Here is an 11,696-nt window from a genome sequence, read left to right on the forward strand (position 1 = left end):
GGGTGTCGCCGTGTTCCTCGCCAGCCGGGCAGGCGCATACCTGACAGGCACCGTGATCCCCGTCGACGGCGGCATCGCCACAACCGCGTAGGCCGCCTGGTGTCCTGAGTCGGGAATTCGGTTCAGATATCCGGCGAGGCGTTCGAGGACCTGGTCCGCGGTCTTCATCCAGGCGAACGGTTTAGGGCCTTCGTTCCAGGTTTTGATCCAGGTGCGGATGCCCTTCTCCAGTGGACGCAAATGACTGAGACCAAGATCCGGACCATACGCGGGCCAACGCTCCCCCCATGTCCGTGACAGCGGCCGACGCAGCAGGTCAGCACCACCATGAGCCCTGTACCGCCAACAGACGAAGGACCTGTTGGTGTCGTATTCGCCGAAGAAGCTGAAGGGTTCTTCTAGACGCACGAAAAGGGCACCCGACCTGCACTTATACAGGCCAGGCGCCCTCCGTGGCGTTCCCCCGGAGGAAGCGGTCAGATATGTCGCTCCTCCCATTACGTCCCACCCGTACACCCGTCCTGACCAGCAGTTCCGGGCCATACGCGGACCAGACGCCCGTTCAGCCCCCTGCTGCACCCTCCGTGCTGCTGTCCCACCGGCGCATCGATTCCTCAATTCGCCGGGAGACAGCGCTGCGGTTCTCTGAGGTGGATCACCTCGGCCGGCCGCATGGCGACGTAGTACCTGCAACCGAAGAATGGGGGCAAATGAGGACCCAGTCCCGGCTGTGCGGCAACCGCTGTTCGACGGAACGACCCGATTCCAACATCTTCACTGGATTTCTGGCTGCGGGCCAATCGCCTGGAGTTTGGCCCGCATCCAGGTGCCGGCGCGCACTGTTTCGTGCTGCCTGCGGCCGATGGGCGCGGGCAGTGAGGTGATGAGGGTGTCGGGAGCGCAGGCGTGGAAGTACACCAGGGAGGTCAGTTCCTCGTTCGGGGCTTCGGTGGGCGGCGGCAGGACGCGGTGGCGTCCGGAGCGCCAGCGGTCGCCACTCCAGCGTTGCATCAGGTCTCCGATGTTCAGTGTGAGGGCGCCCGGCTCCCAGGGCGCGTCGTGCCAGCCGGTCGCGTCGTCGTGGATCTGGAGGCCGCCCTTTCCGGCCTGCCGGTCCAGGAGGGTCAGGAGCCCGAAGTCGGTGTGCGGGCCGATGCGGAACTGCCCGGGCGCGGGGGGCCCGATGACGTCTGTGGCCGGGTACCAGTTGATGAGGACGTTCCCGTGCGGGTGGCTCGTGTGCCGGGTGAAGAAGTCCGCGGGCTGCCCCAGCGCAGCGGCCATGACCTCCAGCAGCGTGTCGGACACCGCGCGCATGCGGTCGGCGAATTCCCTCACGTATGGGCGCAGGTGCGGCACTTCCGCGGGCCAGTGGGAGGGCAGCAGATCCGTACGGCCGGTACGGGTCTCCAGGGCGGCCGCCCATGCCTCCTTCAGGTCGGGCGGGGTCACCGTGCCCTCGGACGCTGCCGTGGTCACCTGCTCGCGGCCGTACCAACCGCCTCCGTCGCCCGGCTGGACATAGCGGGCCTTCGCCTCCGCGGGGAGGGCGAAGAACGTTCGGGCCGCCGCGCGGAGCCGGGCAGGCAGTTGCCGGTCGACGCCGTGGCCGGAGACGAGAAGGAATCCGGTGGCCCGCAAGGAGCGGTCGACGTCGGCCGCGAGCCGATTCCTGGCGGTGCGGTCCTTGCCGGACCACAGGGTGAGATCGATGACGGGAACGGGCGGACGGTGCATGAGCGAGCTGCTCCTTTCCCTGCACGAGCGGGTGCAGGAGGACGAAACGAAGTGGCCAGGTGAGGGCGCCGGATGGGGTGCCTCACGTTGCAGACACCGGGCGGGATGCCTATCGCTGCCGGCTCCGAACGGGGTGCCTCCCGTTGCCGGCGGCCGAACGGAGCTGCCTTCCGCCGCCGGCACCAAGCGGGGTGCCTCCGTTGCCGGCGGCCGAACGAGGCCGCCTTCCGCCGTCGGCACCCGGCGTGGTTACCTTCCGCTGCCTGCGCCTGGTCTCCAAGCCGTACGCTGGAACGTGCAAGGAACCGTCGACCGAGCGGGGCATCACGGTGGATTCCGGCAGCCCGGACGATCTCGATCAGCGCCTGCTGTGTGCCCTTCAGCTCGACGGCCGGGCCCCTTTCAGCCGGCTCGCCCAGACGCTGGGCGTCTCCGAGCACACCGCCGCCCGCCGCTACCGCCGCCTGCGCACCCTCGGCCTGCGGATCGTCGCCCGCCCCAACCCCGTACGCCTGGGCCAGGTCCGCTGGCTGATCCGTCTGCACTGCGCCCCCGACGCGGCAGGTTCCCTCGCGCGCGCCCTCGCCCGTCGTCCCGACACCAGTTGGGTCACTCTCTCCTCCGGTGGCACCGAGCTCTACTGCGCCCTCGATGCCCGTAGCGCGGACGAAGGCAGCGCGCTGTTGCTGCGTAAGTTGCCTCGCGCCCCACACGTCGTGTCCGCCAGCACCCACTGCATGATGCGCATCTTCATCGGTGAAACCAGCACCTGGCATGCCACCCGCTTCCGGACACCCGCCCCTGCGGCAGCCTCCACCGACGGCACATTCGGCACTCCCGGCACTTCCGGCACCCCCAGTTCCCCTGGCGCCCCCAGCACCTCCCCGATCCGTCTCGACGCCACCGACCGCGCCCTGTTCGCCGAACTCGGTCTCGACGGCCGCGCCACGCTGCCCGCCCTGAGCAAGGCCGCCGGCCGTTCGCCCTCCAGCGTCCAGCGCCGCCTCGACCGCTTGCGCGACCAGGGCGCGCTCGGCTTCTTCGTCGACTTCGACCCGCAGCTCCTCGGCCACCACATGAGCGCCCAACTGTGGCTGAAGGTCGCCCCCGCCCACCTGCGTACCGTCGGCGAAACCCTCGCCACCCACCCCGACATCGCCTTCGCCGCCGCCGTCACCGGCTCCGCCAACCTCGTCGCCAGCGGCGTCTTCCGCACCCCGGCCGACCTGTACGACTACATCGACCACCACCTCGGCCCACTGCCAGGCATCCAGAGCATTGAGACCACACCCACCCTGTGCGAGATCAAACGCCTCGTCCCGCCCTCTTCTTGAGGCTGCGTGTCACCAGCCTTCCCCGACAACTCCCGGTGCTGGGTTCCTCAGATGGAGTACCGGCCGCGCAGGCGTCCCCCTGCTGCGGCAACGCGTGTCCCTGGTCGCACAACTTAAGGCGCCACTGCGCCCGTGGTCCGGCGCCCCCCGTGGTGATCTCTGCTGCGAAATTCTTGCCAGGGCCACATACGCGAGTACGCCGACAGGAAAAGGCGGGGAGGTCACCTGGACCCGGCGCTGACTGTGTCCCGAAGCGGACTTCGGCGCTCCACCTCGTGATCAGTCGGCGAGGCGGGGGAAGAGGATCTCCGCATTCTTGCGGTTGATCGCACCCGCCTGGCCGGGCGTGAAGTGTGGGTAGTTCTCCAGGAAGTGGTTGTAGTAGGTGCCAGCCTCCTGTGGGGCGAAAGGCCAGTCACTACCGTAGAGGAGGTGCCCGGGTTCGGCGAAGGCGAGCAGAGCCGGAAGCGCGCTGGGGCTGGCGGACAGTGCGGTGTCGAAGTAGAAGCGCTTCAGGTCGCGCAAGAGGTCCTCGGCCTTGTGGTCGGGGTTGACGACGGTGGACGTCAGTCCGGAGAAGCGGTAGGCGGCGTACGGGAGGAAGCCGCCGCCGTGCGAGAGGATCACCCGCACGTCGGGGTAGCGGCTCATGACGCCGTTCAGCACCAGGTTGAGAGCGCCGCGGGTGGTGTCGAAGACGTAGTCGACCAGCGGAGCCGCGGTGCCGGGGAGCAGGGGCATCGGGGGCTGGGCGGGGTGGACGAAGACGTTCGCCGCGCGACGGTCGAGTTCGGCCCACAGCGGCTCGAAGTCGGGGTCGCCGAGGTAGCACCCGCGGGCATTGGACATCAGCACGACGCCGTCAGCGTGCAGAGTGTCCAGCGCGTACACGGCCTCGGTCACGGCGGCATCGACGTCGGGGAGCGGGACGGCGGCGAAATGACCGAAGCGGTCGGGGCGGCCCTTGACGATCTCGGCGCCGTATTCGTTCACGGCGCGGGCGAGGTCGCGGGCCTGGGCGTCGTCGCCGAGGTGGACGCCGGGAGCGGTGACGGACAGGACGCCGGCGGCAATGCCCTGCTGGTCCATCATGTCGATGGCGCTGCTGAGGCTCCAGTCGGGAATGGCCCATCCGCCGGAGTCAAGACCCTGCGCGGCGAGGGCCCGGGCCCACACCGGGGGAACGATGTGCTGGTGGACGTCGATGCGATCGGGGAAGGTCACGATTGCTTCGCCCCTAATGATTAGCTAGCTAAAGAATCTGTTTAGTAAGCTAACTAACATGAGGGAGACAGGAAAAGTCAAGACCCACAGCGCCTCCGACGTGCCCGTGGAGCCCGGCATCGAGCACCTGGCACAGGCCGCTGACCGGCTCTTCTATGCCATGCGGCGTTCACGGTCCGCCACGGTCGGCCGATCCGAAGCCGGACTGTCCATGTCACAGTTGGCCCTGCTCACCGCGCTGACTGAGGACGCCAAGGGCGAAGGCGTGCCGGTCGGCCGACTGGCCGCCAACGCCGAGGTCAGCGTCCCCACCGCCACCCGCATGCTGCAGCAACTGGAGGGCAAGAACGTGGTCACCCGACAACGTGCTCCGCACGACGAGCGCCAAGTGCTCATCCAGCTCACCCAGGAGGGCGCACAACGCCTTGCCGTCATGCAGACCGAGCTGCGCGCACGCCAGTACACCGCCTTGTCACAATTCGCGCCGCAGGAGCGGTACGAGCTCGCCGCACAGTTGCACCGCCTCGCCGGCATCATCGGCGAGACCATCCCCGGTGCGGCAGGACCGACGAACGAGGGACCGAGCACTCAATCACGAGTTGGTGCGTGAGAGCGGGCGGGACGTGTCCGGTCGCGCGCGTAGTTCTCAGACGGTGGCGCTGCGGTCGGAGATGAGTCGGCGATGGCGCGGTATCCATCGGGCGGCCGACGCGGCGGCGGGTCCGGCGGATGAGTTGTTTCCAGCGTTTGTGGTCGGCCAGGGCATGCTCGACGGCGATGCGGTCGGATGAGCGGCCGTGACGGTCGCGTTCCCCCGCGCGAACCTGACGGGCAGTGCCCCAGGGCGGGGCTCTCGGCGGCGGGACGGCTTGGCCAGGGTGTTCGCGGACAAGGCCCGGGGCCCGAGCAGTGAAGGGCCTCAACCTGGGCAAAGGGCGGTGCGGATGGCTGTGCGGTCGTCCGGTGGCAGGTGCCGCAGGGCGGTGTGCAGGCGGTGTTCATGGGCGTCCGCAAGGAACTTGGCTCTCGCGGCGGTCGACCACCGAAGTCCGACGAGACCGACTACCGCGAGCGCCACGCAGTGGAGGGCGGCATCAACCGCCTTGAGAGGCGCCGGGCGGTGACCACGGGGCACGACAAGCTCACGGTCCGCTACCAGGCGACCGTCCTCGTCGCGGCCATCAACGAGCGGCTGTGGCCAGCGCACGTGATTCACGACGACGAGGAGCCCACAAGCATGGAACTACGATCACTCCCCGGCTACGCCGAGGAGGATCCGCGCCAGTTCGCGTGGTCAGGAGAACATCGGCCAGTGACCGGTGTCCATCTCGCTGGGCCGCCACTGCTCGCTCTTCAGCAGCTCGGCCACATTGTCGCTGGGCTCGGGGTCACCGAGCGTGCACTCGATGTACGTCGCTGGGAGGTCGCCGAGCGGGCGTTCAAGCACGGCGTGTTCGGTCAGCGTGGCGCCCGGGTGCGGCGTCGAGCGCCCACGATCCGAGCCGCGCCCCCGCAACCAGCACGGAGTTCGCCTGGCCGCACCGCAGCGGAACAACCCGACAACCGCCCCGGATTACTTTCGTCACGCGCCCTGGCCAGGGCCAGTACACTGCCGGGCACCTCGTTTCGGGCTGGGTGGACTGAAGGTGGCGGCAGGTATGGCAGAGGGAACGCCGGATATCTCCAACGACGTCTCAGACGTAACCGCCAGTTCCGTCGTCCAGGTTGGCGTTCTGCACGGCGGCTTAACGATCCACTCAGGCCCTCGTCGGCCCGATGAAGCACTGCTGGTCTCAGTCACCACGGTGGACAGCGACAGCACGACGTATCACTACGAAGGCCGGAGAGAACACCCGGTTCGTAAGGTGCACCTGTTCGTGGAGGCGTTCACTCCTCAAGCGGTGATCCTGCACCGGCTCCGCCCCATCGCCGTGCGACAGATCCACAGATACACCGTGGGCCACGCCGCGTTGGCTTACCGGCGCAAGTTCGCCGTGGACCTCGACCTACCGGCCACGAATTACACCGCTGATCTCGCCGAGCAGGCTCTCCGCCCGCCCCAAGCGCGCCCCACCGGGGAGGCCGACTTTCCGTTCTACGTCACTGCGAGCGATCCGGAGTACTTCGTGATCAAACCCACGGCCTCTGTCAGAACAGAGTGGCGGCTGGAATTGGACTGGTCGTGCCTAGGGCAGCACGGCACAGTCACCATCGACCGCGGCAGCAACAGGCCCTTCCTGCTGTAACTCACTGTGCGTGGAGCGCCGTTGGGACGTGCGCGAATCGGCCCTCGACGGTATCTACGGGCGGCTCTACCTCCCCGGACGGCCACTGCCGGTCCCAGCCACGGGAGCAACCCGGCTCTACGACGCCCCGGACATGCACTGGGTGCTGGCTTCCCAGCTCGTAGCCACCCTGACCGGCTGCACCGTCGAATCGGCCTGGGCACCGCGCCCCTCCCCCACCACCAACACGCGCCCCGGGCCCGCCCCCTCACGCACCGGGGCCGGACACGCTCGAAGGAGAAGGAACCGACGACAACCCCCAACCCGGCGCATGTGGCGGCCCCGCGGGAGAAGCGCCTGCTCATCCTGGTCGCGCGGGACAAAGAGAACCCGGAGATCGCCGACGCGCTGTCCCCGGCCCCGGCGTGCATGCGCACCTACCTGGCCTCGCTGCGCCGCAAACTCGGCATCCACGGACACCGTGCGGCCCTGGGGCCCGTATCGCCTTTCCGCGACCGGCCCGTGGACCCCGGCGCGGCCCAGGGTGAAGCGCCCTCGCTGAGCGGCCACGAGCAGCGTCTGCTGCGGGACGCGGCCGCCGGCCCGACGTTGACCGAAATCGCCGAACGGGCCGGTCAGTCCTACGACCACGTCAAGGCCTGGGTGGCGCAGATGCTCAGCAAGCCGCGGCCGAGGACCGCATCGACGCGATGCGCGTCCGCGAGCAGCACCGCCTCCTCGACGAGGACGCCGCCGGCTCCGGCCCGGCCGACGCCGCCCGTACCGGGACCCGGCCTCTACAGGACTCCAAGGTGTCCGTGGGACGCATCGGGATCCGGAAAGCCTGGTCGGCGTCCGATGGCCGCTGGCTTGCCCGACGGCATCCGGGAAGGTTCAATGCGTAACCCCCGCCCCTGTCGCCCGCCCCGTGGCGCTCTCGCTGGTTGACCCGCCCGGCCGGCGGCTGACGGTGCACACCTGCCGAGCTGATGACCGCGCCAACGAAGGTGCCGACTATCGAGCCTCATCAGCGCAGAACTGCGGATTCCTCAGCGGTGGGTGATCCTTCCGACCGTTCTGCGCCCTCCGGCAACAGCCATCCAGCCGATCCTGGACGCGGCTGGTGGGACCGCCTTCAGCATTCGCCCAACGGGTACGGCCGATGAGGCATGCCGGATATGTGTGTCGCCACCCTCATCCGCTGAAACCTCTCCCGCCCCGGAGAAGCCGCCACCAGCGAGGCGTCTCGTCGCGCTGGTCGGGTGGCCGGGACCGGTCCCGGCCACCCGACCAGTGTGCGCCCGACTTGGGGTCACTGATAGGGGGCCAGCATCAGACGCGCCTTGTAGATCTTTCCTCCCGGGCGCCTGGTGAGGCCTTCCGGCCAGGAGAAGTGCACCTCGTCCGTGCCGAAGATGTCACTGCCGTCCTGCGGGGCCGCGGTCCACACTCCCTGGCCACTGGGGTGCCGTGAGTAGCCCTTGACCCACTTGCGGTTGCTGATGATCTCCGGCTGGACACCGGACTTCGTCTTGTCGATCCGGTAGACATGGTCGCTGTCCGTGGCGATGAGGATGTCGTCGTCGGTGTAGTCGGGCTGGATGTCATGCCCGTTGCGGAAACCGGCCCAGAAGGGCCGCTGCGCGGCCAGCCGGGTGTTCTCCTGCGTCCCGGTGACCTTGTACGGGACGAGTTGCCTGCCGCCGTGTGCCCACAGCACCTGGTATTTCGGGTCCCACAGGACGCCGTGCGCCTTGGGGAAGGGGTAGGGCCTGCCGATCTTCCGGATCGAGGCGACGCTGGACGAGTCGGACACGTAGAGCTGGAGCCCGCCCCGGGAACCGGCCACGACGAACGCCCCCGTGCCCTCCAGGTATTCGACGCAGTGCGGGTAGTTGGTAAGGCCGTCGCTCCACAGCCGTGTCCCGTCGTTGCTGTGGATGCTCACCCAACCACGCCCCGGGAAGCCCCCACACGCCAGGAACGCCGGCAGCAGCGGCTGGGGCCTGCTGTGCGGAATGGCACGGAGCCGGCACTCCAAGGGGTCCTGCCCCGGGAAGGTCAGGCGCTGTTTGAGGTTGTCGTCGGTGAACTGACCGCCGCTGGAGAAGACGTCGACGGTGTTGCGGTTCACGTCCAGCAGAGCCAGGTCGAAGGCCTGGGCCCTGGCCTCCCCGGTGACGGGCCCCCGCGTCTGCGCCGAGGAGGAAGTGCCGCTCGCGGCCGCGCTCCCGGCGCCGAGCGCTCCCAGCGTTCCCGCAGCCGCCACGCCCGCGGCTCCGGTAAGCAGACGGCGTCTGTCGATGCTCATGGAACCTCCCTGCCTTCCGGTGGCAACGGTTACCACCCAGCCCAGTGTCGAGCGCGGGCGTTGCCTGTATTCCGCTCCGTTTGTGAAAATTCCGCCGCTGAGTCTCAGCACACCGGAACGGGTGTGCCCCGCATGAGTCCACGCTCGCCGACCGGATCGGGTCAGCCCCGCAGGCGGCGGAAGGCCAGACCCATCGGCGCGCCATCTTCGCCGATCCCAGCCGGCCGCTGGTTCTGACCGCGATGGACACCGACCACCCCTACACGCTCGGTATCGCGCAGACCCGCGCCGAGGAACTGCTGGAACAGTGGCTCCCCGAGGTGGGCGTGTCCGTCGGCTGGAGGCCACGAAGTCACCGGGCTTCGCCAGGACACCGGAGGGGGCGAGGTGGCCCCGCAGGTCAGCGGTGACCAGCATCGGCACCGGGTCGGCTACCTCGGTCGGCTGCAACGGCAGCCGCAGCACCGTCCGCGGCCCGGTCGGCATAGTTTTCCCCGGAACACCAGCCACCACCTTCGGCCTGCCCGCCGACGTGGAACTCGCCGATCCCGACCACCTGCCGTTCGGCGTGAGCGAAAAAGAGCACGGTCAGGTGTTCGTCATTCCCCGGCCCGGCTATGTGCGCATCGTCCTCGACGAACCGGATCCGCCCGCCGCCCGCGACCAGCCGGCGCCGCTCGGCTACCTCCAGGACCTGCTGGCCCAGGTGCTCAGCCGCCGGGTGACACTGCGCCCCCCGCTGGCTCACCCGCTTCTCCGACGTGGCCCGGCAGGCCGAGCGCTACATCAAGGTCCGCGTGATGCTGGCCGGGGACGCCGCACACATCCTCCCGGCGGGAGCGGCAGGCGTGAACGTGGCGCTGGCGGACGCGTTCGACCTCGGCTGGAAACTCGCCGCGACCGCACTCGGGCACGCCACCGGCGGTCTGCTGGAGACCTACCACGCCGAGCGGCACCCGGTCGGGGCGCTGGTGCAGCGCACCACCCGTGCGCAGGCACTGCTCGGGCGCCACGGTCCGCCCCTGGCACCGGTGCGGGGCCTGCTCGCCGACCTCCCCGCGCTCGCACCGGTCAACACCTACCTCACCCCGGACTCGGTATCGAGCGAACATTTCCGCGCCGGTGAGCGCCGACGCTGAAAAGATTGGGCACTTTCGCCTCGCGCATGCCCGCGCCTCGGCCGTCCGGCCGTTCCTCGACGCACAACTCGACTCCCTCGCCGAAGCCGGAGTCACCCGCTGCTTCTCCGAAGAGGGCTCCACCCATGCTGCTGACTGATCGTTTCAGGATGCGATGCGGAGGTCCGGAGGTCCGGAGCGCCGAGTCGTGGAGGGCTGGGGCGAGGCCGTTGCGCAGTTCGCGTACGGCACCGACATTCCCGCCACGGCGCTGGCGATCCAGCACCTGCCCGACGTCACGGCCGAGGCCCGGGGACGGGGTTGGGGTTGGGCTCTCGGACCCCAGCAGACCGCCGTACGGGTAGCTTTGGTACGACGCCGGGGTGATCCGGTCGCCGGGTGAGCCCGGCGAACCAACCCCTCGGCACAGCATGGCGAGTCGGGGCATCATGCTGGCATGGCAACGTTTGACCAGAGCAACCAGACGGTTCACGGCAATCAGTACATGGGTGACACCGTCAACGTCACTCATGGGAACTACAGTCCCATCGATGCCCGGACGGTGGCGCGGGAGTTTGACCGGGCGCTGGCCGCAATACAGGAGCTGGAGATTCCCGCCGCCACCAGCGCGCAGGTGACCGCCGAGCTGACCGCAGCGCGTGGAGAGCTGGAGGCCGGTGAGATCGGCGTTGCACGGGGCCGCTTGGCCGGGCTCCTGGCCATGGGGGGCACGATCGCGGCAATTGTGAACAGCTTTGCCAGTGCCGTGGGAGTGTTCCTCGGTGGGTAACCCGGACGACCGTGACCGCGGACGCCCCAGAGAAGGCCAGCGGCAGGGGGCTTTCTTCAACCAGCAGGGGCAGCAAGTCAACGGCCCCCAGTACAACGCCGACCAGATCGTCTTTGGTCAATCCATCACTCCGGATGTGATTGCCGAAGCTTTACGGCTATACCACGAGCGCCCGCGTAAAAAAGGGGAGAGTTCGAGTTCCTACGACCCCCAGCGTCATCAGAAAGAGCAGGAAGAGCTCGACCTCAAGCTCTACGGTAACCGGCACTACACGCGGGACAGGCGAAGATGGCTGCAGTCTCTGCCACCCCGGGAGAGATGGAACGAGGAACGGCGCGCAAGCGCCCGAACCAGGCATGGAAAGATGCCGTGGCATCACCATCGGCAGATCCTACGTGCCGGAAAGCTTCCCCCCGGAACGAGCCCTGCCGACCCTCGGTACCTGCAGGCGAAGAGGGAGGTTGAGCGCAGGGAGGACAAACGTGAGCGGTACTACGTCATGGCGAGCCTGCTCGGCATGCTCGCGCTGTTGGTGATCGCCGTATTGGACGGTGCCCTGTGGATGGCTGCAATCCTGGGGCCCCTATGGGTCATTGGCCTTGTGTCCGCCTACCGCAAGCGCAAAGCTTCGCTGTAGTCGAGGTGTCGGAGGCGTTGACCGGCTTACGGACCGCCGCAGTGACTCCCCGACGGTAGGTCAGCGCGCCGTTCCTGGCCGTACCACCACCAGACGAAGAACCTGTTGATGTCGTACTCGCCGATGAAGCTCGGGCTCTTCTGAGCGCACAGAAAAGGCGCCAGACCTGGCCTTTTGTCCGTCGGTCGCCTTCTGCTCACCTCGTCCGGTCCCGGGGCCGGACGTGAGCGGCGGGACGACCACCAGCATCGTGCTGACCAACAAGAGCAGCCGCACCTGCAAGATCGGCGGCTTCGCCGGTGTGGACCTCAAGCCGGACG

Annotated in this window: 11 protein-coding genes and 2 pseudogenes; 8 read left to right on the top strand and 5 right to left on the bottom strand. The window is 68.5% G+C overall.

The genetic code is table 11. The features are described 5' to 3' along the window. Positions 1-91, top strand: a pseudogene (locus ACH4EB_RS37965) (3-oxoacyl-ACP reductase); the annotation flags it as partial. A 683-nt stretch (positions 92-774) separates the two neighbouring features. On the opposite strand, the gene ACH4EB_RS37970 reads toward ACH4EB_RS37965, so the two are convergent. Next, the gene (locus tag ACH4EB_RS37970) at positions 775-1,737 is read right to left on the bottom strand and encodes an isopenicillin N synthase family dioxygenase (RefSeq protein ID WP_398353070.1); all 963 of its coding nucleotides are present in this window, start codon (positions 1,735-1,737) and stop codon (positions 775-777) included. A 245-nt stretch (positions 1,738-1,982) separates the two neighbouring features. Between ACH4EB_RS37970 and ACH4EB_RS37975 the strand changes: the two genes are divergently transcribed. Beyond that, complete coding sequence (locus ACH4EB_RS37975; protein WP_398353072.1) at positions 1,983-3,071, top strand: Lrp/AsnC family transcriptional regulator; 1,089 nt, start codon at positions 1,983-1,985, stop codon at positions 3,069-3,071. A 279-nt stretch (positions 3,072-3,350) separates the two neighbouring features. Here the strand turns inward: ACH4EB_RS37975 and ACH4EB_RS37980 are convergent, their stop codons facing one another. After that, on the bottom strand, positions 3,351-4,295 hold the full coding sequence (locus tag ACH4EB_RS37980) for an amidohydrolase family protein (RefSeq protein ID WP_398353073.1): 945 nt from the start codon (positions 4,293-4,295) through the stop codon (positions 3,351-3,353). Positions 4,296-4,353: 58 nt separating this feature from the next. Here ACH4EB_RS37980 and ACH4EB_RS37985 point away from each other — a divergent pair, with 58 nt between their 5' ends. Continuing rightward, positions 4,354-4,905, top strand: a complete 552-nt coding sequence (locus ACH4EB_RS37985) for a MarR family winged helix-turn-helix transcriptional regulator (RefSeq protein WP_398353075.1) — start codon at positions 4,354-4,356, stop codon at positions 4,903-4,905. Positions 4,906-5,589: 684 nt separating this feature from the next. Here ACH4EB_RS37985 and ACH4EB_RS37990 read toward each other — a convergent pair. Next, positions 5,590-5,784 (bottom strand): annotated as a pseudogene (locus ACH4EB_RS37990) (alpha/beta hydrolase); the annotation flags it as partial. Positions 5,785-5,953: 169 nt separating this feature from the next. Between ACH4EB_RS37990 and ACH4EB_RS37995 the strand changes: the two are divergent. Continuing rightward, positions 5,954-6,541 (top strand): hypothetical protein, encoded by a 588-nt coding sequence (locus ACH4EB_RS37995; RefSeq protein WP_398353077.1) that lies wholly within the window; start codon positions 5,954-5,956, stop codon positions 6,539-6,541. A 312-nt stretch (positions 6,542-6,853) separates the two neighbouring features. Beyond that, positions 6,854-7,468 carry a LuxR C-terminal-related transcriptional regulator gene (locus ACH4EB_RS38000; RefSeq protein WP_398353078.1) on the top strand — a complete coding sequence of 205 codons (615 nt, stop codon included), beginning with the start codon at positions 6,854-6,856 and terminating at the stop codon, positions 7,466-7,468. 364 nt (positions 7,469-7,832) lie between these two features. Here the strand turns inward: ACH4EB_RS38000 and ACH4EB_RS38005 are convergent, their stop codons facing one another. Next, positions 7,833-8,831, bottom strand: coding sequence for a DUF6528 family protein (locus tag ACH4EB_RS38005; protein WP_398353079.1), 999 nt, complete (start codon positions 8,829-8,831; stop codon positions 7,833-7,835). Between the two features lie 400 nt (positions 8,832-9,231). Further along, entirely contained in the window at positions 9,232-9,579 is a 348-nt protein-coding gene (locus ACH4EB_RS38010; protein ID WP_398353080.1) for a hypothetical protein, read from the bottom strand. 13 nt (positions 9,580-9,592) lie between these two features. Here ACH4EB_RS38010 and ACH4EB_RS38015 point away from each other — a divergent pair, with 13 nt between their 5' ends. From ACH4EB_RS38015 to ACH4EB_RS38025, 3 genes are all read left to right on the top strand, one after another. Continuing rightward, positions 9,593-9,970, top strand: a complete 378-nt coding sequence (locus tag ACH4EB_RS38015; RefSeq protein WP_398353082.1) for an FAD-dependent monooxygenase — start codon at positions 9,593-9,595, stop codon at positions 9,968-9,970. 436 nt (positions 9,971-10,406) lie between these two features. Beyond that, a complete protein-coding gene (locus ACH4EB_RS38020) occupies positions 10,407-10,739 on the top strand; it encodes a hypothetical protein (RefSeq protein WP_398353083.1) in 333 nt (110 codons plus the stop codon). Continuing rightward, positions 10,732-11,376, top strand: a complete 645-nt coding sequence (locus ACH4EB_RS38025; protein WP_398353085.1) for a hypothetical protein — start codon at positions 10,732-10,734, stop codon at positions 11,374-11,376. The genes ACH4EB_RS38020 and ACH4EB_RS38025 overlap by 8 nt, the downstream gene beginning before the upstream one ends. The last annotated feature ends 320 nt before the right edge of the window (positions 11,377-11,696 follow it).

The organism is Streptomyces sp. NPDC018045 (genome assembly GCF_044327445.1).
GTDB lineage: Bacteria > Actinomycetota > Actinomycetes > Streptomycetales > Streptomycetaceae > Streptomyces.

What these genes read in the sequence shown, in the direction of transcription:
- ACH4EB_RS37995 (WP_398353077.1), top strand. Translation starts at nt 5,954, where the DNA reads ATGGCAGAGGGAACGCCGGATATCTCCAACGACGTCTCAGACGTAACC.
- ACH4EB_RS38005 (WP_398353079.1), bottom strand. Translation starts at nt 8,831, where the DNA reads ATGAGCATCGACAGACGCCGTCTGCTTACCGGAGCCGCGGGCGTGGCG.
- ACH4EB_RS37985 (WP_398353075.1), top strand. Translation starts at nt 4,354, where the DNA reads ATGAGGGAGACAGGAAAAGTCAAGACCCACAGCGCCTCCGACGTGCCC.
- ACH4EB_RS38020 (WP_398353083.1), top strand. Translation starts at nt 10,407, where the DNA reads ATGGCAACGTTTGACCAGAGCAACCAGACGGTTCACGGCAATCAGTAC.
- ACH4EB_RS37970 (WP_398353070.1), bottom strand. Translation starts at nt 1,737, where the DNA reads ATGCACCGTCCGCCCGTTCCCGTCATCGATCTCACCCTGTGGTCCGGC.